The sequence below is a fragment of the Candidatus Poribacteria bacterium genome, assembly GCA_016866785.1.
GTDB lineage: Bacteria > Poribacteria > WGA-4E.
Map to the genome: position 1 here is coordinate 1 of VGLH01000015.1, position 26,362 is coordinate 26,362.

Genomic DNA, 26,362 nt, shown 5'->3' on the forward strand with positions numbered 1-26,362 from the left:
CGACGATGGCGACGGCGTCGGAGACGATCACAACGAGAACGGAGCGCCGGACCACGAGGAGCGCGACTTCGACGGAGACGGGGTCAAGCGCGCCGAGGCGGTTCCCTGGGATGCATTCCCGAATGACCCGAAAGAGTGGCGCGACGCGGACGGCGATGGCATCGGTGACAACGCCGACCTGGACGACGATGGAGACGGCTGGTCCGACGCCGAAGAGGCGGATGCCGGAACGGATTCTCAGAACGCGTTGAGCTTCCCAACCGAGCGCGACGTCGACGCGACGCCCTAGGCGGACCGGACGGCTGGGCGGAGCGTTGGCTGGCGAGTCAGAACAGGGCGGCGGGAGCTTCCGCGAGACGATGTGACGCTGCTGCGCAGTATTCCGGATTCAGTTCAAAGCCGATGTAGCGGCGGTTCGTCATGACGCACGCCATCGCCGTCGAACCGAAGCCCATGAATGGGTCCAATACGATGCCGCCCGCTGGCGACAGGAGTCTCACGAACTCGACGATCACTTGGACCGGATAGATCGCGGGATGGTTTGCGCCCTTGATGTTCTCCACAGGGCTGACGATTACGTCGCGCTTGAGCGCCTCGCCGCGCAGTCGGATGATGGTGAAACCATCGCGCTCCATGTGCATCTGTCTGCCGCCGCTCTGTCCTCCGAACGCCTCGGCGTGAATGCCGCGGATCTTCATGCGGAGATCGACGATCCGGCCGTCGTGGACCTCCTGGATGGCTTCGGCGAGGGCGGCGCGCGCACGAGCCTTCTGCTCCGGCGTCAACTCGGATCGGTCGATCAGTGCGAAGTAGCTTTCGCCCACTCGACTGCCGGAGCGCTTCGGGGGGTGCTTGGACCGTCGCGACTGGAACGCCGCGCTATCGTAGTAGTAGTCGTCCGCCTTAGCGAAGTGGAAGAAGGGCTCCGTACTGCTGACCAGGCGGCGCTTGAACTGGCGCGGCGTCGGGTTCTGCTTGACCCACGTGATCTGGTTGACCAGCCGGGCGATTCCGGTTGCCAGCGCCGCTTGGGCGAACCGGTAGGGAACCAGCAGCAGACTGGCGTCTTCGTACTTGTCACCGACGTTGAAGACGATGTTGCCTTCGGGCTTGATGACCCGTACGCACTGCTGGAACAGCTTCACGAGCTGATCGACGTAGCCTTGGACGTCGGGCTCATCGCCGATGCCCGCCCCATAGTCTCGTTGCTTGTAGTACGGCGGCGAGGTGATGGCCAGATCGACGCTCTCGTCGGGCAGGTCTCGGATGAGCGCATACGCATCGCCGCACAGGATCGTGTCGGTGGGAAGACGGAGCGTCTCGTCCACAGTTCGGACCTCCGGTCGCATCGCTCAATGGAAAGAACGCGATGAGCGTTCTGCGGGTTGCCACGTTCGGGTAGGACATGGATTCCGAGTCCATCATCGGCGATGAGCTGATCGCTTGGTGCTCGTCGGTAGTGGGACCGTGCGTCCTGTTTGATACGCACGAGCGGTACCACGGGAGAACCGGCGTCGCGCGAGTCGTGGCTGGATCGACTGCCTACTACCTCAAGGTCTACCGGGATCGGTCGACGTGGGCGGTCGAGTCGCGCGCCTTGGCGGAATGGGCTCCCGCGTTCAGTTCGCACGCTCCCCGATTGGTCGCCGTTCGTGAAGGCGACCCCTGTGCAACCCTGATATCCGAGCTCGCTGGCAGATCGATGGGCGAGGTCGAGCTCTCCGACAGACAGGCGCGCGCTGTCTGGCGGGATGCCGGTTCCGCCCTCGTAGCCCTCCATGCGCTGTCGCCGGCCGAGCGCTTCGGTCCGTCGAGCGGCTCTGCCGAGACGTATGTCGATGAGGTGGACTACATTGCGTCGGAGTTGAGCCGACTCGCGCGGAATGCCCACCAACGGAGTCTGCTCAGCGGACGGGAGCTCACCGTCGTGCACGAAGCCCGCGAGATGGCTCCCATCTTCGCTGGCGAGTCCGCTGTGCCGTGCCACCGCGACTTCTGCCCCGCCAACTGGCTCGTGCTCGAAGACGGAACCTGGTCCGGCGTGATCGACTTCGAGTTCGCGTGCGGAGACGTCCGCGCATCGGAGTTCGCCCGTTATCCCGATTGGGAGTGGATCCATCGCCCCGACCGAGTCGATGCCTTGCTCGAGGGCTACGGTCTGCCCATACCGGAGGACCAGCTCTGGGTCGCACGCGTGTTGTATGCGGTCGGTGCCGTCGTATGGGGAGCCGAGAACGCGTTTCTCGGCTTCGCTGCCGAGGGTCGAGACGCGTTGAGGCATCTGCACGATACTGCCTGACCCAAGATCGGTCTCCCCAACGCGGTTGATAACGCCCCCGACCCGGACTATTCTGAGCCGGACACACAGGACAGGGATCAACGCCAGCAAAGACTGCGCAGGTACGAAATGAAGCCTGAACAGAACCGACGCAACGCTGTGATACTGGTCTGCGCGGCGCTCGCCGCCTTGGAGGCATTCGCCATGGCAAGCACGTCGAGCCTGACGCTACACGTGTCACCTCGAGGCAACGATGCCGGCACGGGGAAGTCCGCCGCGCCGTTCGCGACGTTCGAGCGCGCACGAGACGAAGTCCGGCGGTTGCGACAGTCGGGACAGGTTCCGATGGGCGGCGTCTCGGTGGAGATCGCCGGCGGTACGTACGAGCTGGATCGGCCGCTGGAACTCACGCCAGAGGACTCCGGCACGCCGGATGCGCCCATCGTCTACCGAGCCAAGGACGGCGAGACCGTGCGCGTATCTGGAGGGCGGCGCGTGGCGTCGTTCCAGCCCGCCAACAGCGCCCACGCGCTGGACCGACTGAGTCCACAGGCACGGGAACACGTCGTTCAGGCAGATCTGCGAGCTATCGGGGTCACGGACTACGGCGTCGTATCGGGCAGCGGGCTCGAGCTGTTCTGGAATGATGAGCCGATGACCCTGGCTCGGTGGCCCAACGAGGGGTTCGTGCGTATCGCCGATCTCGTTGGCGGACACCCCGTCGATGTGCGAGGCACGAAAGGCGACCTGCACGGCGACTTCATGTACGAAGGCGACCGACCCAGCTCGTGGATCGGCGAGAACGACCCATGGGTTCACGGCTACTGGTTCTGGGACTGGTCGGATCAACGCCACGCGGTCGCTTCCATCGACCCAGAGGGACGCATCATCTCGGTCAAGCCCCCGTACCATGGCTACGGGTATCGCAAAGGGCAGTGGTTCTACGGACTGAATCTGCTGTCGGAACTCGACAGTCCTGGCGAGTGGTACGTCGACCGCGAGGAGGGCATCCTCTACTTCTGGGCCCCGTCGCCGGTCGAGTCCGGTACGGCGGTCGTTTCCGTCATCGACGCTTTGGTCACGATGACCGACGTGTCCCACGTGACGCTCTCGCGACTCACCTTCGAAGCGGCGCGAGGCACGGCGATCACGATCTTCGGCGGCAGCGACGTTCGCGTTTCGGGATGCACGCTGAGGAACCTCGGCAGTTGGGCGGTCACCGTGCGCGACGGCGAACGGCACGTGGTCGCGGGCTGTGACATCTACCAGACCGGCAATGGAGGCGTCTCGTTGAGCGGCGGCGACCGCCCGACGCTGACTCCGGCGAATCACGTCGCGCGCAACAACCACATCCACCACTACAGCCGCTGGAACCGGATGTACCAGCCGGCAATCGCCATCAGCGGCGTCGGCAACCGCGCCGATCACAACCTGATCCACAACGCGCCACACATGGCGATCATGTTCTCAGGCAACGATCACGCCATCGAGTACAACGAGATCCACAGCGTCTGCTATGAGTCCAACGACGCCGGAGCCATCTACAGCGGACGCGACTGGACGATGCGCGGAACCGTGATCCGTCACAACTACCTGCACGACATCACGGGGTTCGAGGGCAAGGGCTGTGTCGGCGTCTACCTCGACGACATGTTCTGCGGAACCGAGATCAGCGGGAACCTGTTCTACCGCGTTACGCGCGCGGCGTTCATCGGCGGCGGCAGGGATTGCACCGTCGAGAACAACATCTTCGTCGACTGCTCGCCGTCGCTCCACATCGATGGCAGGGCGATGGGCTGGGCAAGCTACCACGTCGGCACGACGATGACCGACCGTCTCAACGACATACCCTACAAGAACGCGCTGTGGTCGAGCCGATACCCGGAGCTCGTGAACATCCTCGACCAGGAACCCGCCGCGCCGAACGGCAACGTCGTCCGGCTCAACATCTCCGTCGGCGGCAAGTGGGACGAGATCTACGACAACGTGCGCGACCGCGTCCGGTTCGAGGACAACCTGGTCGACGTCGATCCTGAGTTCGTCGGCGCGCCGCCGAGCACGTTCGAGCTGAACCCGCATTCGCCGGCGTTCGGATTGGGCTTCCAGCAGATCCCCGAATCTGAGATCGGCATCTACAACGACTCAGAACGGGCATCCTGGCCCCCAGTCCACCTCGTTCGCAAGCACGTCCAGTCAGCCCTTCGCAAACACTAGGCGCTCTTCTGCCCTGACGGCGACGGAGAGGTGACGGCAGCGAGCCGCGCCGATGGAGGTCGGCAAGGTCCGGGCAAGGCGTGCAGGGCTGTTCCATGAAGCCACTCGGTCCCCGCACGGCGGGGTCCAGACGAACGCCCGCTGCTCCGACGGACACCATCCGTCCATGGAGCCACCGTTTCCGCTCCGTCGCTCCCGCGAAAGCGGGAGCCCAGAATCCTGGATTCCCGCTTCCTGGCCCCGCGAAGGCGGGGCTCGCGGGAATGACAGGTAGTGTTGGACCTGCGCAGCAGGCGGCGAGACTCGTTCATGAAACAGCCTGAAAGGCGTGAGGCGTCCCGATGGCTTCCCGCCCGTCGGCTTCGACGCCGACGACGCGGGGTGCTATACTCAGCCGGTGGCGGTCGGACTTCGTCGGCTCGAAGGTCCCGCGTGATGCTCCATACGATCCCACGGCTCGTCGTCGAGGTGTTTCAGCACGAGTGGTATCGTGGTCGGCGCGGCACCGTCATTGAGCCGGTGCCCGAGACGCGCGCCATCGGGTTCGAGAACAACATCTCGGCGATCCGCATCTACAAGGGTCCTGCCTACAGCGCGGGCTCGAACGTGAAGGCGATCTTCTGGCAAGACGCGCACTTCCGTGGGCAGCGGCTCGTGCTCGGACCCGGGTACTACCACTCGCTGCACCAGTTCTCGTACAACTTCGGGAACCGGATCTCGTCGATCTCGTTCGGTTCCGAAAGCTATGTGGACGGACCCGTGTGGGGCACCGTGCCGGTTGTCGTCGATCTGTTCGATGAACCGAACTACGGCGGCAATCGCGTCACTATCGTCCGAGACGAGCCGCGCCTCGATGCCCGCGTGTCGACGACCGTGCGCTCGATCCGGCTTTACAAGGGACCCAACTGCCCGACCATCGGGAGCCGCATCCAGCTCTTCGAGCAGCCCTTCTTCGAGGGAACGGCGTTCCCGCTGGAACTCACGCGCCGAGACTCCGTGCGCGAGTACCCGAACGTGGAGCTGTTACCACAGAGGCTTCCGACGAGCATCGGCTCCGTGAAGATCGAGGGATGGGCGGCATCGACCGAGTTCACGCAAGTCGTCTTCCAGGACGAGTTCGATGGCGTGAAACTGCGCGACCTGTGGGAGTGGATCGATCCGAAAGAGGGCGGACACTGGCAGGAGCGGCTCGGGTGGCTCCAGATGTCGGCGGAACCGGGCACCTTCCTGTGGCGAGGCGCGAACTTCGACGCGCCGAGGATCCTCCGACCGGAGAGCGGCGACTTCGCGGTCGAGACCCGTCTGCGGATCAGCGACGAGACGCATCCCTACGGCGGCATTCTCATCTGGTTCAACGAGAACGCCTACATCCGGCTCGACAAATCGCCGTCCGACTACCTGTTCAACGGCGACATCCGGTTCGAGGACCATACGCCGGGGCGCGAAGACACGCTCGTGGGCAGGGGCTTCGGGCTCTCGACCGCGCCGCAGGTGTACCTGCGCGTCGAGCGTTCGGCGAACCTATTCAGCGGCTTTGCGAGCTCGAACGGCGTCGACTGGGTCGCCTGCGGCTCGACCTTCGTCAGCATGGGAGACCCGGTGCAAGTGGGGCTCTTCGCCGCCTGTCCGACCGGCATCCCAAAGACGCTCACGCGGTTCGACTACTTCAAGACGCTCAAACGCCCCATCGACACGCCGCTTCGGAGTTCGCGGCTCGTCGCGCCCTACCGGTCGCCGGAGCACAGCCGACGCATCGGCGAGGTGCGAAAGCTCACCTAGTGGTCTGTCACGATGAGGATTCGGGAGCCCCCCACGCTTCGCCGGGGCGGGGGGAGGATGCCTTATCGCCCCTCCTTGAATGGGGAGGGTTAGGGTGAGGGTCGGTTCTCCAAAGCATCAACCTGACAGACCACTAGCCTCCACCTTGATGATGCCCCAGGTGCGTGCCAGTTTGCCGCGCGGCTCGACCGGTTCGAGCCCGGTCGCTCTGCCGAGACCGGACTCCATGATCGACTTCACATCGCCAGCTTCGAGCCCGACCTTGAAGAGCCCCACTTCGTCGACCACGCACGCGGTCAGGAACCCGATTCCCTTGTCCGTCGCGACCCACGCCGTCTGGTTCTGATCCTGCAGTATGAACGCCGCCACCGCCTGCGAGACCTTCTGCGCGCCGTCGATGTAGATCGCGGCGTTCTTGCCGTCATAGACGTTGGCGACGTGGTACCACGTCTTTGACGACACGTTGAAAGAGCTCCCGACGTTCCAGAGATTGCTCCAGAAACGAAGCTCGTTGCCGTCCGTCTTGTAAGGTACAGAGCGGTTGTCGGACTGATCCCACACCGAGAAGTAGTTCTGCTGCCCCGCCAAGTCGGTGAACTTGATCCACATGGCGACGCTCCAGGAAGTTCGGAGCGTTCCCTTGCCCAGCGTGAACGTCACCGTGTCGCCCTTGGCGAAGTTGAGCGCCTTGCCCAGCTTGCCGTCCTCCCACCTGGCTCCCTTGATCGCTCCCTGGAAGGCGTTCGGTGAGGAGTCGGCTGTCGTGTCGCCTTTGCCCTCGTCGAAGTACCACAGCCCGACGAGGCTGTCAGGAGTGATCTTGGCGTGTGCCGTCGAGACGGCGAACACGAGGTACGCAGCATACAGAAGCGTCCAAGCCGTAGATCGCATCGCCGTGTCTCCTCAGCGTGTCGAGAGGCTCCTGCGACGAACCTACCAGGACAACTCGGCGGGCAGGTACTGCCCGATCAGGTCCTGATAGTACGGTCGCAGCGCGTCCACGTCCGGCGGCTCGTCAGCCTTCGAGTAGAGGTCGTACGGATTGAACCGCCGGACCCACTCCATCAGCTCGCGGTCGCGGTCGTTCATCAAGTAGGTGTATTGGTTCTCCGTGTGCGCGGCATAGAACGAATGGTACCGGATCATCGCGAGCGCCTCGTCCGGCAGATAGTCGCGGACCACCTGGTAGAGGTACTCGTCATGCCCCCACGAGACATGCACGGAATCGAGGCCGCAGCCCTCCTCGTAGATGCCCAACCGCGTCGAGTAGACCGGATGCTCGCTGTCCGGGTTCTCAGCGAAGTACTCCGGGTAGATGATCCGGTCCGAGAAGGCGCATCCGACCGGGAACGTGTCGCCGACGACCGCCCACTGCGGCTCGCCGAACAGCGCGAGCGCCTTGCCCAGGTCGTGGATCAGCGCCGCCAGGATGAACCAGTCGGGCTGTCCGTCGCGACGACACGCCTCCGCCGACTGCAGGTTGTGCGCGAGCTGTGAAAGCTCCGTGTCGGGATCGCTGTCGTCGACAAGGGCATCGAGCCTCTCGATGGCTTCCCACGCGCCCATCCGCGCCCGGTCTTTCCGAGCGTACTGCGCCTTCTTGCCCTGGACGAAGTCCAAGGTCTGGAGCCGGTGGTTCGTTCGGTAGAACTCACGAACGCTGTCGCGTGCGCCTTCGTAGTTCCTGAAGCTCTGAGATGCCGTGGTCTGGTCGGTGGACAACGTCGCGTCTCCTTGTCACCTCACGAAGTCACTTCACGAAGCGATGGCTCAGCCGTAGGTCACGTCGCGTACCGTGGACTCGTCGAGCCGACGGATCAAGACGACGAGCAGCGCCACGAGCTGGTCGAAGTCGTCTCGATGGATCATGCTCGTGTGGCTGTGGATGTGGCGCGACGGCACGCAGAGCGTCACCGTGGGAACGCCGTCGCGGTGGACGTGGATCGCCCCGCCGTCGGTTCCGCCCATCACCATGTCGAGCTGGAGGGGGATGTCCTCCGCCTGCGCTGTGTCGATCACGAAATCACGCAGGCGCAGATGCGGGATGAGCGAGTTGTCGTAGCAGATGAGCGCGGGTCCGCCGCCCAGCTTCTCCGTCGCCTGGTGCTTCTCGATGCCGGGCACGTCGCCGGCGATGCCCACATCCAGCGAGAACGCGATGTCGGGGTTGGCGATCCACGAGCTCGTCCGCGCCCCTCGCAGACCGACCTCCTCCTGGACGGTTCCGACGCCGTAGACGGTGTTCGGGTGATCGACGCCGTTCAACGCGCGCACCGTCTCGATGACGGTCGCGACGGCAGCGCGGTTGTCGAACGCCTTGCCGAGGTAGACCTTGCCGCCGTTCATCGGGACGAACTCGCTGAGCGGCACGATGGGGTCGCCGATCCGAACGCCCATCTGCTCGCGCACCGTCGCGCCGTCGGTCACGCCGAGATCGATGTACATGTCCTTCATCTCGACGACCTTGTTCCGTTCGTCGGGAGGCAGGACGTGAGGCGGCTTCGACCCGATGACTCCGAGGAACTCGCCCTTCGACGTGTAGACGATCACCCGCTGCGCGAGCATCACCTGCGTCCACCAGCCGCCCAACGGCGAGAACCGGATGTATCCCTCGTCGGTGATGTGCCGGACGACCCAGCCGACCTCGTCCATGTGTCCCGCGAGCATGATCGACGGCGACGCGGCGGATCCGACCTTCTTGCAGGCGACCGAGCCGATGCGGTCCCGCTCGACGGTTCCGATGCCCTCCAGTGCGCGCAGGAAGATCGCGCGGACTCGATCTTCGTATCCCGGTAAGCCCGGAGCTTCGGTCAGGTCCTTCAGCAGCTTCGCACGGGCGTCCAGATCGGCAGTCATTTGAGTTCCTCACTGTGGGATGCGGGAGTCGCCACATTGTAGGGAGGATCGGAGCGCCAGGAAACACTGCGCCACGGCGCCAGCGACGTCATCGCTGTCCAGGACGGCTCCCATCACCGCGACGCCGAACGCGCCTGCCCGCATACACTCCGCGATCCTGCCCGTACCGATGCCGCCCAGGGCGAGGATGGGAACCTGGGTCTGCGAAGCGCACTGACGGATCGCGTCGACGCCGATGGGCGGAACCCCGGGCTTGCTGCGCGTCGGGAAGATCGGGCTCAGCGTGACGAGGTCCGCGCCCTCCGCCTCCGCGCGCAGCACGCCGTCAACATCGTGCGCCGAGTAGCCGATCAGACAGCCATCGCCGAGAGCCCTTCGCGCCGAGGCGATCGACGCGTCACCGGGCAGATGAACGCCGTCCGCGCCGCTCGCCAGCGCGATGTCCGCATGCCGGTTCACAAGGAGTCTGACGCCGGGTACAGACTGCGTGGCGTCGCGACATTGCTTCACCAGACTGACGTACGGGTCGTGGGGAAGGCTCTTCTCACGGATTTGGATCAGCCGTGCGCCGCCGACGCTCGCCTGCGCGACGACGTCCGCGACACGGCGCGACGACCGGTCGGAGCCGACGATCAGGTAGAGCCGGTCATCATCGCCCAGCTTCACGAGTCGATGAGTCCGTCCGTGGGGCTGGACGCCGTGGCGTAGAGCTTTCGCGGGATGCGCCCGGCAAGATGCGCCAGCCGACCCGCTTCGACGGCGAATCGCATCGCTCGCGCCATCGCCACGGGATGGCGGGCTCCGGCGATCGCCGTGTTCATCAGGACGCCGTCGCAGCCGAGCTCCATGGCGACGGCGGCATCGGACGCGGTTCCCACGCCCGCGTCGACGATCACGGGAACCGATACCGACTCGCGCAGAATGACGATGTTGTGCGGGTTCCGTATGCCCATCCCGGAGCCAATAGGAGCGCCGAGCGGCATGACGGCGACACACCCGGCGTCTTCGAGCTTCTTCGCCGTGACGGGGTCGTCGTTGGTGTAGGGAAGCACCTGGAACCCGTCGCGAACGAGCTCCGACGCCGCTCGAAGCAGGTGTTCGACATCCGGGAAGAGCGTCCGCTCGTCGCCGATCACCTCGAGCTTCACCAGGTCGGTTCCCAGCGCTTCCCGAGCGAGCTGCGCGGTCAAGACGGCGTCCTTCGCCGTGTAGCAACCGGCGGTGTTGGGGAGCACCATGCGACCGGCTCGTTCCAGGAGTGCCAAGAGGCTTTCGCCGCATCGGTCCGACAGATCGATGCGCCGAATCGCGACGGTGACGACTGCCGCGCCGCTCGCTTCGATGGCGTCGAGCATCACCTGCGCATTCGGGTAACCCGACGAACCGACCAAGAGCCTCGACCCGAAGGTCTTGCCGCCGATCCGAAGTCCCTCGTCCACCTAGATACCTCCCTGCACAGCCCGGATGATCTCGACGCAGTCGCCCTCGCGCAGGAGCAGCCCGTGCCACTCGGCTCGACGGACGACGGCTCCGTTGACGGCGACGGCGATGCCGCGTTCCGGCACGCTCTCGACGGTTGCCGCCACGAGCGACTCGACGGTCGTTGAGTCCCGGAGCTCCGTGGCGCGACCGTTCACCGTGATGGTCATGCCCTGGCGCTCCTGAACCGGTCGAGGCGGTACGGTTCGATGACGTCCGACATCTCCCCGGTCAGGATCGCTCGCGATACGTCCTGCGCCGTGACAGGGGCATAGAGGATGCCGTTCCGATAGTGACCCGTCGCCATGAAGAGCGCGTCGATGTCGGTTGCCCCGAGGATAGGCGCGTTGTCCCGGGAGCTGGGGCGCAGACCCGACCAAGTCTCGACAACCGACAGCTCGTGAAGGATGGGCAGCGCCTCCCAGGCGGGGCGCAGCAAGTCGAGCACGCCACCCGCTGTGACGCTCTTGTCGAAGCCCGCCTCCTCGACCGTGGCGCCGATCAGGATGGTCCCTGCGCTCTTGGGAGCCAGATAGACGAAATGCCGGGCGTTCATCGCCCACAGGACGCGGTCGAGCACAGGCGGGTCCGGCTGTCGGACGGCGATCACCTGCCCTCGGATCGGACGCACCGGCGGAACGCTGCCTTCCGGCAGTCCGGCGATCCCTGCCGACCACGCCCCAGCCGCCAGCAGAACCGCATCCGCCAGCTCGAATCCGCCACGGACGACGACGCCCGTTGCCTGGTTCCCTTCGATCACGATCTCGTCGACAGGCGCGTGGGCGCGCACGAAGCCGCCAGCGCGAGAGAGGGCGACGAGTAGCGCCTCGGCGACTCGGCGGGCGTCGACTTGATGGTCCTGCCGCGAAAGCAGACCCATCGTCACGGCGCGAGACAGGTACGGTTCCAGTTCTCGCGCTTCGTCCCCCGTGACGGACTCGACGGGCAGCGAGAGCTGACGCTGATGCTCGTGGAGGAACCGAAGCTGAGACGCGGCGTCGCGATCCAGCGCGACGAAAAGCGTGCCTTCGTCGCGGTAATCGACCGATATGCCGGAGTCGGATTCGAGTTCGGCGGCGAAGGCGCGCCATCGACGCTGGCTCTCGCGCCCGAGCACGGTCAGGTGGTCTTCTTCGGGGCGAAGCTCCATCTGAGCGGCGAGCATGCCGCCCGACGCCCAGGTCGCCTCGCGCATGGGCTCCCCGGCGTCATAGACGACGACTTCTGCCCCTGACTTGGCGAGCTGCCACCCGATTCCGACGCCGCACACGCCCGCCCCGACCACGGCGACGCGGAGTCGCTTCATGGTCTGCGTCTCGTATCAGATGAAGCGGCGGCAAATCGGCGAACGCACGCCCATCGGCGAGTGTCCATGGAAGGTCTCCCTACGCTGGCATTACCCAGGTCAGGTTCGGAGGGTCTGATCTCAGCCGGACGGCGCGCGTCCGGCACCCCTGTCGTCCTTCCATGGTACGCGACCGGGAGCCCGGGCGTCAAACGGCAGAGCGGCGGTGCAGGGCTGTTTCATGCGCACACCTTGCCTCGCGCTTCTGCACCACAGGCAACCGGCTGATGCCCGCGCGCTGCGGCATCCGTCGACGCGCTGACCCTGTATCGCCGTCGCTCCCCCGAGCCCCGCCTTCGCGGGAATGACAGGTAGTGTTGGACCTGCGCAGCAAGCGGCGAGACTCGTTCATGCAACAGCCCTGGGTCAGCGCTCTGTCGCCTTGACATTCGCGCTGGCGATATCGTAGACAACACGACACGCCCGCGACAGTCCCGCCGAGGAGGTGGTCATGCCCCGTCTCAAGAGCTTCATCGCCGCGACGATCTTTCTCGCCGCCACGGTCGCCGCCTCGGCGCAGCTCATGGAAGTGTCGGAGCTGCTCGACATCCCCGCGCTCGGCAAAGGCTCCTCCACCATCGAGCTCGAGACGAAGGCGAACGTCCGCTCCTATGAGGTTCCCGCGAACCCGTCGATGACGATCCTGCCGGAGACGATCACCGTCTGGGTCAACAACGCGCCGCTGACCCGCGACAAGGACTATGTGGCGGTCACTGGCGAGAACGCGGTCTACGTACAGCTCACGGAGCCTCGGCGGAGCCAGCGCGACAAGTTGCGCGTCGGGTTCGACTTCCGCCGGGCGAACCTGACCAACGGCAAGCCCTTCTCGATGGACGACCTCTACGGACACGTCCTCGTCGTCGATCTGTGGGCGACGTGGTGCGGGCCCTGCGTCAAGGAGATACCCGACTTCATCGAGTTCCAGAAGAAGCACAAGGACGAGAAGTTCAGCTACGTAGGCATCTCGGTGGACGATCCCGCCGACCTCGCAGAAGTGGAGAGCTTCATCAGCGGTAAGCAGGTCAACTACCCGATGATCCTCGGCGACCGGACGCTGGTGAACGAGTTCAAACCGATCATGATGGGCAAGTCGCTGTCCGGCATTCCCACGAAGTTCGTCGTGAACCGACAGGGCAAGGTCGCGTTCTGGATGGTCGGTTCGCCCAAGGGAACCCCGATCGAGCCGGAGATCGAGCGCCGCCTGCTGAGGCTCATCGCTGAGCCGGTTCCGGAGAAACCCAAGGCGGTTTCAGCGAACTGATATGCGCGCTGCTCGATTTCTGAGCACTCCATCCCGATTGCCTGCGAGGTTCTTGCGCAGGCATCGCCGCACAGTCCGCATGAACACGCCCTTTCGCGCGTCCCGGAGGTGGCACGAGTCTTGCTTCATCCTCGCCGACAGTGCCACACGACGTGCGATGAGGAGACGTGACGTGCCACGATTTCGATGCGTGTTCCCAACCCAGACGGCAGCAGGCGCCAAGGACGCTGGCACCAGAGGGCGAACGGCACGCGGTATGCATCTCGCCTACGAGTTCGATGCCCCCGACCTGACAACGCTTAAGGCATGGCTCCAGCAGCGGAACCTTCCTGTCCCGGATATCGCCGAAGTGTCGAACGACACGGCTCCGGCGTCGTCCGCCGACTGATTCACCCGTCCGTCTGATCGTCGACTTCGAGCGGCGTGAACGCGTACCCGCGTCTCATGTAGGCGTCTTCGAGCGCGGACAGGTGCGCGGCGTCGCGGTAGATGCCGACGACCGCCCCGCCGGAGCCGCTGAACTTCGTCGGGCTCCCCAGGTTCCTGCCGATCTCGATCATCTCCAGATTCGCGGCTCCGAGCGCGGCGTCGCCGTAGATTCGGCGTCTCAGGTCGAAGTTGCGGCTGAAGAGCGATCCGAGCGTCTCGGAGTCGCGCGCGAGGATGGCGCTCTTCGCCTCGACGGCGTACTGCGCGAACTGGCGCATCGCCGCCCGGACCTCTGGATCGCCGTCGTCGAACCGATACCGGATGCTGCTGTGCACCTTGCCGGACTCCGTTCCGCGCGGCATGTACGCGAGGAACAGAGGCGGCAGCAGCGCTGAATCGAGCGGCGTGTAGTCGCCGTAGCCCTGGGCGCGCATGCGCTCTTCGGCGAAGTCCATGAAGACGGTTCCGCCGTAGACCTGCACGACGCGGTCCTGGAGACCAGCGGCGATTCCCAGCTCGTCCACCTCGACGCTGAGGATCAGGCTCGGGAGCTCCGCCTTGGGGATGTCGATACCCTCGCGGATGCCGAAGAACGCCATCAGCGCGCGGATGGTCGCCGTGATGATGGCGCTGGAGCCGCCCAGACCGATCTGCCGAGGAATCGTGGTGTCGTAGGAGATCGTGAAGTTGCGGTCGTCCAGCGGGATGCCGCGCTGCTCACAGAAGCTCTGGAACCGGCAACACGCCGCGAAGAGCAGTCTGAGCCCGCCGTAGTAACCTTCGATGCGCATCTGGTCGGCGAGGTCCGTCAGGCTCAGGAAGGCGGTCGAATCGTGCGTCGCGTGCGGCACGAGCTGGAGCTCCGGGCTCTCCCAGAGCGTCACGTCGGCGGCGAAGTTGCGGATCGCTGACGCAATCGTCTTGCCGAAGAACCCGTCCGATGGGTTCCCCACCAGCCCAACCCGCGCGTAGGCGCGCTGACGGATGATCACTCGCTTGACTCCGCTGAAAGCCCTCGATCCGACAGCACACGCCGGATCACGTCGATGCCGGTCTCCATTTCCTCGCGGGAGATCGGCACGTACTTCTCGAACTCCGCCCAGTCGTGAGCGTCCTGCCGCTCGTCACGGTTCCCACGCAGGATGCTCTGGGCGTACTCGCCGATCTCGCCGATGCACCACTGATATATGTAGAACGCAAAGACTTCGGCGTCGAGTCGTTTGGGCTCACCAATCTCAGAATAGCCGTCCAGGAACGCCTCGAACCGGTCTGCGCCTTCGGTGAAGTGGACGATGTCTCGCTCGGCGGGTCCGTGCGCCGCGCCGTCCCAGTCGATCAGCACGAACCCGCCGCGTCCATCGCGCAGGACGTTGCCGCACGTCGGGTCGCCGTGCGTGACGAGAGCCGCATGGCTCCTCATCTGCGCGTGCTCCCGAAGCTGGCGCAGGCGATCCAGCGCTTCCCGGATGCCCTGCCCGTGATCCAGGAACGCTTGTGCGACGCGCTTCTTGTAGTCGCCGGAGACTCGATCTTGGCTCGGAGGATCGGCGAGCAGGCGTTCGACGACATCGCCATACCGGATCGGGAACGTCTCGACGGGGATCGCCGCGCCGGTTTCGCAGGCGTGGAGTTCGCCGACGATCCGCCCGATGACCTCCAACTCCGGGAGCGTCGCCGGGTCGTCGCACAGGTCGCCGCCGTCCACGTAGGGAAAGACGCACGCCGGGAAGCCGTGCAGGTTGAAGACCGTCTCTCCGTTCGTCGCAGGAAGAGGGGTCAAGGCATGTTGGAATCCCTCAGCGCTTCGCAGCTCGCAGATGAGATCGATGCACCGCCGGAGTGCCGAGGAGTGCTCCGGTCGGTGCAGCTTGACCCAAACCGGCGCGTCGGGCGGGCACTCGCCGAGGTAGCTGTATCCGGACTCGCCGACCGGTATGAAGGTGAGGGTCGTCAGCCCGACTCCGTAGGCATCGCTGAGCCTGCGACACAGATCGTCCTTGTCCAGGTCGTTGTCGACGAACATCGGCGCGCCTGCCAGTGAGCGGATCTCGCCCGAAGGTTATCCCAGCCGTCGTGACGCGGCAACGCCTCAACCAACCGCACGGCTGCTCTGCCTCGGCACCCCGACCTGTACAGCGCCTGTCTCAGGTTCGAGCGGTCGTCATTGAGAACCGAAGAGCCATCTGTGCGGCGGCGCATTGACAAGGCGGCGCGATATGGCAATAGATAGACAGCAGTCGGGATTCGCCCGTGACTTCCGGCAACACAGCACGCGAACCGCCCGCACACGGAGGAGAGAGGATGCGAAACAAGAGCACGCTCGTAGGAGTCCTGGCAGCGTTCGCGCTGGCGATCATGGCATCGACATCGCACGCTACGCTCGCCGACGGGCGGATTCTCTACCTGCCGTTCGATGAGGGAGCCGACAACACCGCCGCCGACCTGTCGGGCAACAACGCCAAAGGCACTATCAACGGCGCCAAGTGGACCGGCGGGGCTTCGTGCGCTGAGATCGGGCTCTACCTCGCCGGCGCGTGGGTGTGGCTTCGCACCGTCGAGCCGCTGGAGAAGGCGAAGTTCCACCACATCGTCGCTGTCTGCGACCTGAAGAACGGTCTCCACATCTACTACGACGGCAAGCTGGACGATGGAGCCGGTTCCGCCGGAGCCAAGCCTGCGAAGATCGACCCCGCTCCGGGCGAGAACCTGGGCATCGGACACAACTACAATCTGGCGGGACGCTTCTGGGTTGGCGTCATCGACGAAGTCGCCGTCTACAACCGAGCGCTGTCGGAAGCCGAGGTCGCGCAGCTCTACAAGACCCCGCCGATGGCGCAGGGCATCGCGCCCAAGGGCAAGCTCGCGGCGATCTGGAGCCAGATGAAGGCAAGGCGCTGACGCTGCGCTGAGCGATCCGAATCGCCGTCGGAGCTGCTGTGCTCCGGCGGAGAATCGTCGTGCAAGGAGCGTCAAACGTTCGGCAACCTCTATGAGCTCCCGCCGGAGCACATCATCGCCTTCGCCAGAAAACGGGACGGTTGGAGGCTCTACCGTCTTGCTCGTTTGGAGGGGGCCCCCGCTTCGCCCGAAACTGGTTTCTGACGAGGTTGACGTGTCGGAACTTGGCATCGACGGAGAGACGAACGACCTATGAAAGCCACCGAAACAAAACTGCTCGACTTTCTGCAAGGTCCGAAGCAGTTCATCATCCCGATCTATCAGCGCACGTACAGTTGGACGCAGAAGCAATGCGAGCAACTGTGGAACGACATCCGCCGCACGCAGGACCCGTTCAGTCCGGGACACTTCATCGGCTCCATCGTTTATATCGAACGCGGCTTGTATCACACTTCCTCCGTGCCGCATCTGCTCGTCATCGACGGTCAGCAACGCCTGACGACGATTTCGCTGCTGTTGGAGGCGCTCGCGCGCGCCATCGAACAACAACGGACGGAATCGCTCATCAATCCGCGCAGACTCCGCAACTACTATCTGTTCAACGCAGAAGAGGAAGACGATCTTCGTTTCAAACTGCTACTGACGCAGAACGACAAGCCGACGCTCTGCCGCCTGCTGACGCACAAAAGCCTTCCGCAGCCGCATTCCCGACGAATCGTCGAGAATCACGCCTTCTTCACGGATCGGATCGCGAAGTCCGGCGTCGACCTGCGCGCGCTGTACGAAGGCATCTCGAAACTCATCGTCGTGGACATCTCGCTCGACCGCGGGCACGACAACCCGCAACTGATCTTCGAAAGCCTGAACTCGACCGGGCTGGAACTGAGCCAAGCCGATCTAATCCGAAACTACGTCCTGATGGGGCTGGAACCGAAGGAGCAGAACGAACTCTACTCGGACTACTGGTTTCCCATGGAGCAGAGCTTCGGACACGCGGATTACGCGGCGCAGTTCGACCGGTTCATGCGCGACTACCTGACCGTGAAGACCGGCACGATCCCGAACATCCGCGCCGTCTACGAGGAGTTCAAGGCGTACGTCCAAAGCCTGCCGAGCGCGTCGATCCACGAAATCGTCGCGGACATCTACCGGTTCTCGCAATTCTTCGTGCGTTTCGCCCTGGAACGAGAACCGGACGGCGCGATCCTCGAGGCGCTCAACGATGTGAACACGCTCAAAGTCGATGTCGCCTACCCGTTTCTCCTTGAGCTCTTTGACGACTGGGAACAAGGGCGGATCGAACGGGATGGCGTCCTCGAAATCCTGCGGCTTACCGAGAGTTATGTGTTCCGCCGCGCGGTTTGCGGCATCCCGACGAACTCGTTGAACAAGACCTTCGCGACGCTCGCGCGGGAGCTCGACAAGGAGCGATACGTCGAGAGTTTCAAGGCGGCGCTGTTGTTGAAGGATTCCTACCGTCGATTCCCCGATGACGAGGAGTTCAAGCGGGAGCTCGCCGCGAAGGACCTCTACAACTTCCGCAGTCGCAACTACTGGCTCCGGCGCTTGGAGAACCACGAACGCAGGGAGCGCGTCAACGTCGACGAGTACACCATCGAACACGTCATGCCGCAGAACGAGAATCTGTCGCCGGAATGGAGGTCGGAACTCGGCGACGACTGGCGTCAGGTTCACGCGCGGTATCTGCATACGCTCGGCAATCTGACGCTGACGAGATACAATCCGGAACTCCGCGACCGTCCGTTTGGGGAGAAGCGCGAGATGGCGGGCGGGTTCCGCGACAGTCCGCTCCGCCTGAACGACTTCCTGCGACACGTCGAGCGCTGGAACGCCGAGGCGATCAATGCGCGAGCCGAAACGCTGGCGAACAAGGCGGTCGTTGTGTGGACCGCACCGCGACTGGAAGAGGAAACGCTCACTGCCTACCGCGGACGACAACGAAGGGGACAGGAGCGGACCTACTCTCTGGACGATTTCCAGTACCTCACGGGCGACATGCGAACGCTCTTCGAGCAGTTGCGCCAGCGCGTGCTGAATCTGGACGCAGCGGTCACGGAGGAGATTCTGAAGTTGTATATCGCGTATAAGACGACGACGAACTTCGTCGATGTCGTGCCGCAGAAGAGCCGTTTGCGCCTGTCGCTGAATCTCCGGTTCGACGAGATCAACGATCCGCAAGGGTGGTGCAGGGACGTCACGGACATCGGACGCTGGGGAAACGGCGATGTCGAGGTCGGTTTGGCGACGCTGAATCAGTTGGATTACGCGATGTTTCTGATCCGTCAGGCGTTCGGCAAACACGCGGCCAACGGCGATGAATAAGGACCACGAGTCCACCGGCATCGAGCACCCGACCATCGGATCACTCCGCGAAGAGCGATGCAAATCGCCGTCGGGTTGTTGTGCTCCGCCGGCGATTCGTCCTGTGCGCGTCAATCGTCAGCGGTTTGTTCGGCGAGCGGGAGACTCGGTTCCCGCCTGCGCAGAACCGACCCGAACAACGGCAGCGCGGGCGACAGAAGCGCTGCCGCCGTGTAGATCGCCGCGCGCAGACCGCGCAGGTTCCCGACGAACCCGATGGCGGGACCCCCGGCGAACTGCCCCAGCGCGTCCATCTGGCTGCTGACAGACAGCACCGTCGCCCGCACCGGCGACGGCACGCTGCGGTTCAGCCATGCCCGGTAGAGCGGGTACATCATCGAGCGCGTCGCGCTGATGAGCCAGTACGCCGCAACCGCCCACCAGAAGCCGCTCGCCCCCGCGAACGCGATCAGCCCGAACGCTAGGAACCCTGTCAGAACAAGGAGCACCGGAGCGAGCCGACGCTTCGCCTCGATCCGCCGGACGAGCGCCTCGGCGGCAGCGATGCTCAGAATCGCCGCGCCCACGCGCAGTATCCCGAACCACACGATCGGTTCCAGCTCGCCGAGTCCGGGGAACGTGAAGTTGCTCAGGAAGTGCGCTTCCCACAGCCGATCGACCCCCTCGCTGTAGAGACCAAAGACGACGCCAATGCCCAGGATCGCCCAACCCGCGTGACGCGCCCGCACGAAGCGGAATGCCTCGCGCCACGTCGCCGCCATCGCGCGCCACGAGCTCCGTTCCGACGCCGGCAGGGACGTGAACCCGTGCTCCGGCATCGCCAGCGCCAGCAGACCTGCCAGGATCAAGAGGATCGCGCCGCTCGCGACGATGGGAACGCTCAGCGCGAACGCGCTGGCGAGTAGGACGCCGCAGAGCGTCGCGGCGATGTCGGCGACGTGGTCGACCTGTCCGCCGCGCAGGAACAGGCGGGCAACGCGATCTTCGCCGGTCTCGTCCGTAATCCACGCGTCGAACGCGCCGCTGACAAACGTGTAACCGATGCCGGAGACCGCCTCCATCGCCAGCACGACGGCGACGTACGGCAAGAGCCCCTGCACGAGGATGCTCGCCCCCAGGAGCACGAACGCGATGATCACCGAGAGTCGGCGACTGTATGAGTCGGCGACGATGCCCGTCGGGATCTCGAACAGAAAGCAGGCGACTTCGAGGGCGGTTCCCGCGAGCACGAGCGTCAGGGGGCTCATGCCGACCGTCTGGATGCGGTAGACCCCCATGACCGACCAGCAGAGGCTGCCGGCGAAGCTCCACACGGCGACGATGAGGAAGTAGACGAACCGGGCGTCCCACTTCCTCACCGGCAACTGCCTTCGCGGAGGACAGGGATCAGGCGGGCGGATGGACGGGCGTATGGCAATCGGGTACCTCCCCATGTCGTTGGAGCCGGGCGGAGCCGTACGCGAAACGGTCGCCCTGAATGGACGCGGGTTCGGATGCACACTCGGCGGCCATCGCCGATGGGACGGCCCGGCTCGTTGACACCAATCCGCGCCCTTCCTATACTCGACCCGGTTTGCGGCATGGTACCGCTTGGTCGCGCAGATACACCTACCACGGAAGATGGGATCATGGCGGACAAGCTTCGAGTTGGCGTCATCGGGCCCGGAGGGGCGGGACGCGGGAACACGATGGGCTTCGCGACGCGGTCGGACTGCGTCGTCGTGGCGGCGGCCGATGTCGCGCCGGGAAGCCTGGAAGCGCTCGAGAAAGGGCTCCAGGAACGCGTCGAGGGCTACAAGGCGGGCTCCCTCAAGCAGTACGTGGGCGAGCACGAGTTCATCGAGATGCTCAACAAAGAGGACCTCGATATCGTCGGCGTCTTCTCGCCGCACTCGCTCCACCACATTCACGTCGCGTACGCGTTGCGCCGAGGCTGCTCGGTGATCGTCGAGAAGCCGATGGCGAACCTCGTCGGCGATGCGGTCTACATCCACAAGCTCGCCGTAGCGCGAGGACTCCACCTCGTCGGCGGCTACCAGCGGCACTACGAGGACCGCTACGTCCACGCGCGGCAGTTCATCCAGGGCGGCGGTCTCGGCGAGCTGAAGCGCTTCGAGGTCTACCTGGCGCAGCGATGGGGCGCGGGCGGGTGGCGCGGCGACCCACGGTTCAGCGGCGGGGGCCAGCCGAACGACTCCGGCAGCCACCTGCAAGACATCTTCATGTGGATGACCGGCTTCCTGCCTCAGTCCGTCTACGGCACGACGGACATGATCTTCGAGGACGGCGGGAAGGTGATTCCCAAGCAGGTCGAGATCAACTCCTACTCGGATGTCGTCATGGAGGGCGGCGCCGAGGGAACCATCACGATCATCGGGAACACGACGATCGGGTTCGCGGAGTGGGTCATCCTCGAAGGCACGGAGGGGACCCTTGAGATCAAGGACGGCATGCGCTTCATCCCCAACGGCGGACAGGCGCAGGACGTTCCCGCTTCCAAGCCGGACAACTACCCGACAGGCAAGGTCGATCAGGTCGTCGGACTCGTCAAGGGCGAGTACTCGAAGAACTGGACGTCGGGGATCAACGGCATCCGCACGAGCTGGCTGACCAACTCGATCCTGGAAGCCGGACGGGGACCCGAAGCCAAGAACACGGTGGACTGCGACGTGCTCATCGAGGCGGAGGGGTACAGCCGCGCCGACGTGAAGACGCTCATCGCCGAAGCCGCTTACTGGCACGGGATGTTCTAGGAATCCCACAGCCCATCGGGCATCGGGGGACAGGCGCCTCAGCGCGCCTGTCCCCGTCGCGAGTGGGAGGGTCCGCGATGAAGATCGTGGTGCGCGTCGTACTGGGCCTGATCGTTCTCGCGCTCGGGGCGCAGCTCTACCGGCCCCTCAAGACGAACCCGCCGACGGACCCGTCACGCACTCTCCAGGCTCAGATGACGGTTCCTCCGAATGTCACGGCGATCCTCGACCGCGCGTGCCGCGATTGCCACTCGAACGACACGAAGTGGCCCTGGTACGCCGACGTCGCGCCGGTGATGTGGTCGGTCCGCAATCACGTAAATTTCGGGCGCAAGCACCTCAACATGTCCGACTGGGCGCAGTACTCCCAGGAGGACGCCGCCGGGCTGCTCGACGAGATCTGCGAGGAGGTGCGCGAGCACAAGATGCCGCTTCCCGCCTACCTCCCCATGCACCCGCAGGCTAAGCTCTCCCAAGCGGACATCGACGCGCTGTGCGAGTGGGCGCTGGCCGCCAACGCCACGCTGGGCGGCGGGGAGCACACGCACGAGGAGGGCGAGGAGCACGAGCACTAGCGAGACAGCCAGACCGGCTCCGTCACTTGGCGAGCTCTCGGAGCGCAGTGCCGTACTGTCGGCGGATGACTTCGAACGACTCCATCGTCTTGGCGAACTCAGGATCGTACGCGGTCAGGAGGATTCCGTCCGCGGTCCGGACGGCGTGAAGCTCGTCACCCTCCCCGACATGGAGCTCTTCGAGAAGGCTCTTGGGGAGGATCGCCCCGAGCGCGCCTCCGACCGCACCTCCGACCGCACGGATCTTGATGCGCGTGGTCATCGCTACTCCCATTTGGATGGCCAGACGCTTCCGAGCGCCTTATAAGAATCATTTAACTCCCGGCAACGGGCCGCGTCAGGGAGCATCATGGCGCTGTGACCCTCTCAGGAGCTCAGCGATGTCCATTCGGTATCCTGTGGCATGGTGTGCGGCTTTCGTGTTTCTACTCGTGATGCCACTGGCGGCCCGTGCCGGGATTTCGGTAACACCGGTGCGGACCGAGGCGAAGATCGCCATCGACGGCAGGCTGGACGAACCCGCGTGGCAGACCGCCAACGTGATCCGCGACTTCGTCCAGATGATCCCCGACACAGGCAAGCCCGCTTCCGAGCGTACCGAGGTCCGCATCCTGTACGACGACGACAAGCTCTACTTCGGCTTCACCTGCTACGACTCGGAGATGCCAAGAGCCGTCATCAAGGAGATGCGCCGCGACTCGCCCGGCGTCCGGTCGGGCGACCACGCATTCGTGTTCCTCGACGCCTACAACGACCGGAACGGCGCGACGTTCTTCCGATTCAACGCCGTCGGCGGCATGGAAGACACGATCGTCTCGGACGGCGGCAACACGCTCAACGAGAGCTGGGACGCGGTCTGGGAATCGTCAGGGCAGATCGAGTCGGACCGCTGGACGGCGGAGCTCGCCATTCCGTTCAGCCAGCTTCGGTTCCGCCAGGCCGACTCGATGACGTGGGGTATGAACGTCGGGCGGGACATCACGCGGAAGCGCGAGATATCAACGTGGAGCCCCGCGCCAGGCGGCTACGGGCCCCTCGGCAAGTACCGTCCCGCCTACTTCGGCGAACTGACGGACATCCGGGGCGTCGCGCCCTCACGCCATCTGGAGGTGCTGCCGTTCATCTCGCCGGGGTTCAGCCGAGTCAAGGACGTCAATGACGGCGTGTTCGAAGCCGGACTCGACCTGAAGCACGGGATCACGTCGAACCTGACCGCCGACCTGACGTTCAACACGGACTTCGCCCAGGTCGAGGCGGACCAGCAGCAGGTGAACCTGACGCGGTTCAGCCTCTTCTTCCCGGAGAAGCGCCCGTTCTTTATGGAAGGCGCAGCGCAGTTCGAGTTCGGGACGCCCCGGTTCAGCTTCGACGCCCCGCCGCCCATGTTGCTCTTCTACAGCCGCCGTATCGGTCTCGCCGGAGACCGCGCGGTTCCCATCCTTGCCGGAGGGAAGGTCACAGGCCAGGCGGGCCCCTACGGCATCGGACTGCTCGCCGTCGCAACCGACGAGCTCCACGAAGGTGGAGTCGACGTCGAACGAACCGGCTACTCGGTTCTCCGCTTGAGCCGAAACGTCTTGCGCAACTCGTCCGTCGGCATGATCGCGGTCAACAAGCAGGACGCGGAGACGTACCAGCGCGCTGCGGGCGTCAACTTTGCCCTGCGGCCGCGCGGCAACGTCGACCTGCGCGGCTTGTGGGCGCGGACATTCGAGATGGACGACACGGAGGATTCGCGCGACGCCTACTATGCGGGAGGCGAATGGCGGACGACCCTCTTGAACGCGCGCGCTTCGTATGCCGACATCGGCGACGCGTTCGATCCCTCCATGGGGTTCGTCTGGCGGAAGGGGATACGCCAGGTGAACGCGGGCATCGACTACACGCCATGGCCCCGGAAGTACGGCATCCGCACGATCACGGTGGGTCCCAGCCTGAACACGGTGCTTCTGCGGGACGACAACTCGGTCTCGTCGCGCTCGGTCGGCGGCGGAGCGCGCGTCGAACTGGAGTCGGGGCATTCCGTCGGGATGCGAGCCAACGCGGTCACGGAGAACATCGAGAGGGACTTCCCGCTGTTCGGCGCGACGATTCCCCAGGGCACCTATGACAGCCTGACCGGCGGCGTGACGTTCGATTCCAGCTCGGCGCATGCGGTCACGGGCGGCTTCGGCGTCGATTTCGGCGACTTCTACAACGGATCGCGCGTCGGAGCGCGCCTGCGCGGTTCCATCCGTCCGAACACGCGGCTGGGCTTCGAGCCGATGTTCGAGCACAACCGCATCTCGCTGCCGGACGGCGATGTCACCGCGAACCTGCTGATCGGGCGGATCACCTACTCCCACTCGCCGACGATGTACGCGCGGCTGTTCACGCAGTGGTCGGACGACCGTGACATCCTCGCGGCGAACCTGCTCCTCAACTGGATCTACGCTCCGGGCAGCGACCTCTACTTCGTCGTAAACCAAACCTATGACACATCCGACGGCACCGAAGTCATCGAGACGACCGCCCTGGCGAAACTCACGTTCTGGTGGAGCCTGTAGCCGGGCTCGCCGAGCGCTCTGGATCGCGTCCTTCTTGATGGTGACCACTTCCATGGGGAACACGACCGCTGCGCCGATCGTCGCCGAGGGGCCCGTGGTTCTCCACGGGAGCATCTCGGATCAGTGGGGCGGGCACACGTTCGGGTATCTCGTCCAGGGGCGCGACGCGCTCTTCTGGGCGGCGACGCTCCACAGCCCCGGTGGACCTCCGACAGCGCTCGTGGGCCAGCATCCGCTGCCGGGCTCCTCGACGACTCCCGCCGTGACGCGGCTCGCGTTCACCGCGCCGAACGTCAAGGGCAACAACCAGCCGCAGATGGTGTGCGCCTCGGACGGGCATCTTCACATCTTCGTCGGCGTCACGTACACGACCGACGACCCGAAGTACAACTACGGGCGCATCCACTACTACCGCAGCGAACGCCCGGAGGACGTTTCGACGCTGGTCGACAAGACGGCTCGTATCCCGCTGGAGCCGTTCGTCGACTTCCACCTCCGCATGAACGCGGCGATCAGCCCCGACGGCTCCCGGATCGTCCTCGTCATCCTCGCCATCTCGCCGGACGGCAGCGTGCCGTTCAACACGCCCGTGCTGTTCGTCGGCGAGCGGCAAGGCGCGGACTACGTGTTCCGCAGGCCGGTCGTCTATGCGCGTCCGATGGGATTCTTCTACCCGCAGGTCGCGGCGCTCGACGACGGCATCGTCCTCGTCGGCGAGGTGTGGGACAACTACGAGCGCCCCATCACGCGAATCCTCCACATCGACTGGGATGGGAACGCGCTCCACGAGGAGGACCTGCCGCACGGTTCCGACGGGACGTTCCTCTCGTTCGATATGAAGCCCATCTCGCCGGATCAGCCGAACCGCCTCGTGATCTACTACAACCGCCAGTCGAAGGACCACTCGGACAACGCGCACGAGTTCTGGGAGTACGACGTCCAGCGCCGATCCACGCGCCTGCTGCGATCCATCCCGTCGGAGTACAGCTTCTCGAACGCGGGGAAGTGGGTACGCTTCGCGGATGGGAGCTCGGCGTTCATCAACAACCCGTCGATGGGCAAGCTCCACGTCTGGGGCGAGGACGTGCTGGAGTCGCCCGGCGCGACGCCGACGCCCCTCGTCGGCGCGGACCTGCTCGCGCTGGGCTATCGAGCGTCGGCGTATGTCTTCACGCCGAATCCGTTTCAGGGCTCGCTCGCGTCGCCGGATGGCGTCTACATCGCGTCGGATTGCTTCAACCCCAGCCGCGAGGACGGGAAGTCGGGCCCGTCGTCATTCCTCTTCTGGAAGCTCCGCCGGCGGGAGTAGCCGGTCGTCCGCAGGGCAGCGCCCTCACCTAGCCTCTCCCTGAAGCTGAGAGGGGTAGGTTTTTGGGTATACGTGAGTGATTGCGATGGCGAGACATCTTGACGATCCTCTCGGTTTGACGATCCTCTCGGTGTCCAACAAACCGGAATGAATCGTCGCCATGTCTCGCCGAACGGAATTGTCGCAATGGACGCACCTCGTCACAACCATCTTTCCGCGACTGAGCCGACCGCAAGCGGTCCTCTTGGCTCTTTGGAGTTTCGGCATCGTGTTGGCATCCTCATGTGCGCAGACTGC

At 64.8% G+C, this 26,362-nt stretch carries 24 protein-coding genes and 1 riboswitch; of the genes, 12 read left to right on the forward strand and 12 right to left on the reverse strand.

Annotation, left to right across the window (positions count from 1 at the left end):
- Positions 1-289 (forward strand): hypothetical protein (locus FJZ36_03740; protein ID MBM3214011.1); only part of this gene is annotated, 289 nt, incomplete at its 5' end.
- A 37-nt stretch (positions 290-326) separates the two neighbouring features.
- On the opposite strand, the gene FJZ36_03745 is transcribed toward FJZ36_03740, so the two are convergent.
- Complete coding sequence (locus FJZ36_03745; GenBank protein MBM3214012.1) at positions 327-1,349, reverse strand: site-specific DNA-methyltransferase; 1,023 nt, start codon at positions 1,347-1,349, stop codon at positions 327-329.
- A gap of 56 nt (positions 1,350-1,405) precedes the next feature.
- Here FJZ36_03745 and FJZ36_03750 point away from each other — a divergent pair, with 56 nt between their 5' ends.
- The 3 genes from FJZ36_03750 (at position 1,406) to FJZ36_03760 (ending at position 6,271) form a co-directional block, all read left to right on the forward strand.
- The gene (locus tag FJZ36_03750; protein MBM3214013.1) at positions 1,406-2,299 is read left to right on the forward strand and encodes an aminoglycoside phosphotransferase family protein; all 894 of its coding nucleotides are present in this window, start codon (positions 1,406-1,408) and stop codon (positions 2,297-2,299) included.
- 108 nt (positions 2,300-2,407) lie between these two features.
- Positions 2,408-4,492: a right-handed parallel beta-helix repeat-containing protein gene (locus tag FJZ36_03755; GenBank protein ID MBM3214014.1), complete on the forward strand. Its 2,085-nt coding sequence runs from the start codon at positions 2,408-2,410 to the stop codon at positions 4,490-4,492.
- Positions 4,493-4,801: 309 nt separating this feature from the next.
- Complete coding sequence (locus FJZ36_03760) at positions 4,802-6,271, forward strand: hypothetical protein (GenBank protein ID MBM3214015.1); 1,470 nt, start codon at positions 4,802-4,804, stop codon at positions 6,269-6,271.
- Between the two features lie 117 nt (positions 6,272-6,388).
- Here the strand turns inward: FJZ36_03760 and FJZ36_03765 are convergent, their stop codons facing one another.
- From FJZ36_03765 to thiO, 7 genes are read right to left on the reverse strand one after another with little or no spacing between them, the layout of a single operon-like run.
- Entirely contained in the window at positions 6,389-7,162 is a 774-nt protein-coding gene (locus FJZ36_03765) for a LamG domain-containing protein (protein ID MBM3214016.1), read from the reverse strand.
- 42 nt (positions 7,163-7,204) lie between these two features.
- Positions 7,205-7,993 (reverse strand): inositol oxygenase, encoded by a 789-nt coding sequence (locus FJZ36_03770; protein ID MBM3214017.1) that lies wholly within the window; start codon positions 7,991-7,993, stop codon positions 7,205-7,207.
- 48 nt (positions 7,994-8,041) lie between these two features.
- The gene (locus FJZ36_03775) at positions 8,042-9,127 is read right to left on the reverse strand and encodes a M42 family metallopeptidase (GenBank protein ID MBM3214018.1); all 1,086 of its coding nucleotides are present in this window, start codon (positions 9,125-9,127) and stop codon (positions 8,042-8,044) included.
- Between the two features lie 9 nt (positions 9,128-9,136).
- A complete protein-coding gene (locus FJZ36_03780; GenBank protein MBM3214019.1) occupies positions 9,137-10,123 on the reverse strand; it encodes a thiamine phosphate synthase in 987 nt (328 codons plus the stop codon).
- Positions 9,790-10,566, reverse strand: coding sequence for a thiazole synthase (locus tag FJZ36_03785; GenBank protein ID MBM3214020.1), 777 nt, complete (start codon positions 10,564-10,566; stop codon positions 9,790-9,792). The genes FJZ36_03780 and FJZ36_03785 overlap by 334 nt, the downstream gene beginning before the upstream one ends.
- Positions 10,567-10,776 carry a sulfur carrier protein ThiS gene (gene thiS, locus FJZ36_03790; protein ID MBM3214021.1) on the reverse strand — a complete coding sequence of 70 codons (210 nt, stop codon included), beginning with the start codon at positions 10,774-10,776 and terminating at the stop codon, positions 10,567-10,569. It abuts the gene before it with no gap.
- Positions 10,773-11,912, reverse strand: coding sequence for a glycine oxidase ThiO (gene thiO / locus FJZ36_03795; GenBank protein MBM3214022.1), 1,140 nt, complete (start codon positions 11,910-11,912; stop codon positions 10,773-10,775). The genes thiS and thiO overlap by 4 nt, the downstream gene beginning before the upstream one ends.
- Positions 11,913-11,971: 59 nt before the next feature.
- Positions 11,972-12,072: riboswitch (TPP riboswitch) on the reverse strand.
- A 330-nt stretch (positions 12,073-12,402) separates the two neighbouring features.
- On the opposite strand from thiO, the gene FJZ36_03800 reads away from it, so the two are divergent.
- Complete coding sequence (locus FJZ36_03800) at positions 12,403-13,212, forward strand: TlpA family protein disulfide reductase (GenBank protein ID MBM3214023.1); 810 nt, start codon at positions 12,403-12,405, stop codon at positions 13,210-13,212.
- Positions 13,213-13,384: 172 nt separating this feature from the next.
- A complete protein-coding gene (locus FJZ36_03805; GenBank protein ID MBM3214024.1) occupies positions 13,385-13,600 on the forward strand; it encodes a hypothetical protein in 216 nt (71 codons plus the stop codon).
- A 1-nt stretch (position 13,601) separates the two neighbouring features.
- On the opposite strand, the gene FJZ36_03810 is transcribed toward FJZ36_03805, so the two are convergent.
- Together FJZ36_03810 and FJZ36_03815 are read right to left on the reverse strand one after the other, a co-directional pair.
- Positions 13,602-14,633 (reverse strand): hypothetical protein, encoded by a 1,032-nt coding sequence (locus FJZ36_03810; GenBank protein MBM3214025.1) that lies wholly within the window; start codon positions 14,631-14,633, stop codon positions 13,602-13,604.
- The gene (locus FJZ36_03815; GenBank protein MBM3214026.1) at positions 14,630-15,664 is read right to left on the reverse strand and encodes a hypothetical protein; all 1,035 of its coding nucleotides are present in this window, start codon (positions 15,662-15,664) and stop codon (positions 14,630-14,632) included. The genes FJZ36_03810 and FJZ36_03815 overlap by 4 nt, the downstream gene beginning before the upstream one ends.
- Positions 15,665-15,942: 278 nt before the next feature.
- Between FJZ36_03815 and FJZ36_03820 the strand changes: the two genes are divergently transcribed.
- On the forward strand, positions 15,943-16,539 hold the full coding sequence (locus FJZ36_03820; protein MBM3214027.1) for a LamG domain-containing protein: 597 nt from the start codon (positions 15,943-15,945) through the stop codon (positions 16,537-16,539).
- A gap of 252 nt (positions 16,540-16,791) precedes the next feature.
- The gene (locus FJZ36_03825; GenBank protein MBM3214028.1) at positions 16,792-18,882 is read left to right on the forward strand and encodes a DUF262 domain-containing protein; all 2,091 of its coding nucleotides are present in this window, start codon (positions 16,792-16,794) and stop codon (positions 18,880-18,882) included.
- Positions 18,883-18,992: 110 nt separating this feature from the next.
- Here FJZ36_03825 and FJZ36_03830 read toward each other — a convergent pair whose 3' ends face one another.
- The gene (locus FJZ36_03830) at positions 18,993-20,240 is read right to left on the reverse strand and encodes an MFS transporter (protein MBM3214029.1); all 1,248 of its coding nucleotides are present in this window, start codon (positions 20,238-20,240) and stop codon (positions 18,993-18,995) included.
- Positions 20,241-20,375: 135 nt separating this feature from the next.
- Between FJZ36_03830 and FJZ36_03835 the strand changes: the two genes are divergently transcribed.
- Together FJZ36_03835 and FJZ36_03840 are read left to right on the forward strand one after the other, a co-directional pair.
- Positions 20,376-21,635: a Gfo/Idh/MocA family oxidoreductase gene (locus tag FJZ36_03835; protein ID MBM3214030.1), complete on the forward strand. Its 1,260-nt coding sequence runs from the start codon at positions 20,376-20,378 to the stop codon at positions 21,633-21,635.
- 77 nt (positions 21,636-21,712) lie between these two features.
- Positions 21,713-22,210: a cytochrome C gene (locus FJZ36_03840; protein MBM3214031.1), complete on the forward strand. Its 498-nt coding sequence runs from the start codon at positions 21,713-21,715 to the stop codon at positions 22,208-22,210.
- A 22-nt stretch (positions 22,211-22,232) separates the two neighbouring features.
- On the opposite strand, the gene FJZ36_03845 is transcribed toward FJZ36_03840, so the two are convergent.
- Positions 22,233-22,472, reverse strand: coding sequence for an AbrB/MazE/SpoVT family DNA-binding domain-containing protein (locus FJZ36_03845; protein ID MBM3214032.1), 240 nt, complete (start codon positions 22,470-22,472; stop codon positions 22,233-22,235).
- On the opposite strand from FJZ36_03845, the gene FJZ36_03850 reads away from it, so the two are divergent.
- Both FJZ36_03850 and FJZ36_03855 read left to right on the forward strand, forming a co-directional pair.
- Positions 22,459-24,756, forward strand: a complete 2,298-nt coding sequence (locus FJZ36_03850) for a carbohydrate binding family 9 domain-containing protein (GenBank protein MBM3214033.1) — start codon at positions 22,459-22,461, stop codon at positions 24,754-24,756. The genes FJZ36_03845 and FJZ36_03850 overlap by 14 nt on opposite strands.
- A 52-nt stretch (positions 24,757-24,808) precedes the next feature.
- Complete coding sequence (locus FJZ36_03855) at positions 24,809-26,065, forward strand: hypothetical protein (protein ID MBM3214034.1); 1,257 nt, start codon at positions 24,809-24,811, stop codon at positions 26,063-26,065.
- Positions 26,066-26,362: the final 297 nt, after the last annotated feature.

Bases quoted from the DNA above. Each gene is read 5' to 3' on its own strand.
- FJZ36_03745 (MBM3214012.1), bottom strand. From the start codon at position 1,349: ATGCGACCGGAGGTCCGAACTGTGGACGAGACGCTCCGTCTTCCCACC.
- FJZ36_03750 (MBM3214013.1), top strand. From the start codon at position 1,406: ATGGATTCCGAGTCCATCATCGGCGATGAGCTGATCGCTTGGTGCTCG.
- FJZ36_03755 (MBM3214014.1), top strand. From the start codon at position 2,408: ATGAAGCCTGAACAGAACCGACGCAACGCTGTGATACTGGTCTGCGCG.
- FJZ36_03760 (MBM3214015.1), top strand. From the start codon at position 4,802: ATGAAACAGCCTGAAAGGCGTGAGGCGTCCCGATGGCTTCCCGCCCGT.
- FJZ36_03765 (MBM3214016.1), bottom strand. From the start codon at position 7,162: ATGCGATCTACGGCTTGGACGCTTCTGTATGCTGCGTACCTCGTGTTC.
- FJZ36_03775 (MBM3214018.1), bottom strand. From the start codon at position 9,127: ATGACTGCCGATCTGGACGCCCGTGCGAAGCTGCTGAAGGACCTGACC.
- thiS (MBM3214021.1), bottom strand. From the start codon at position 10,776: ATGACCATCACGGTGAACGGTCGCGCCACGGAGCTCCGGGACTCAACG.
- thiO (MBM3214022.1), bottom strand. From the start codon at position 11,912: ATGAAGCGACTCCGCGTCGCCGTGGTCGGGGCGGGCGTGTGCGGCGTC.
- FJZ36_03800 (MBM3214023.1), top strand. From the start codon at position 12,403: ATGCCCCGTCTCAAGAGCTTCATCGCCGCGACGATCTTTCTCGCCGCC.
- FJZ36_03815 (MBM3214026.1), bottom strand. From the start codon at position 15,664: ATGTTCGTCGACAACGACCTGGACAAGGACGATCTGTGTCGCAGGCTC.
- FJZ36_03820 (MBM3214027.1), top strand. From the start codon at position 15,943: ATGCGAAACAAGAGCACGCTCGTAGGAGTCCTGGCAGCGTTCGCGCTG.
- FJZ36_03825 (MBM3214028.1), top strand. From the start codon at position 16,792: ATGAAAGCCACCGAAACAAAACTGCTCGACTTTCTGCAAGGTCCGAAG.
- FJZ36_03835 (MBM3214030.1), top strand. From the start codon at position 20,376: ATGCACACTCGGCGGCCATCGCCGATGGGACGGCCCGGCTCGTTGACA.
- FJZ36_03840 (MBM3214031.1), top strand. From the start codon at position 21,713: ATGAAGATCGTGGTGCGCGTCGTACTGGGCCTGATCGTTCTCGCGCTC.
- FJZ36_03850 (MBM3214033.1), top strand. From the start codon at position 22,459: ATGCGCGTGGTCATCGCTACTCCCATTTGGATGGCCAGACGCTTCCGA.
- FJZ36_03845 (MBM3214032.1), bottom strand. From the start codon at position 22,472: ATGACCACGCGCATCAAGATCCGTGCGGTCGGAGGTGCGGTCGGAGGC.
- FJZ36_03855 (MBM3214034.1), top strand. From the start codon at position 24,809: ATGGGGAACACGACCGCTGCGCCGATCGTCGCCGAGGGGCCCGTGGTT.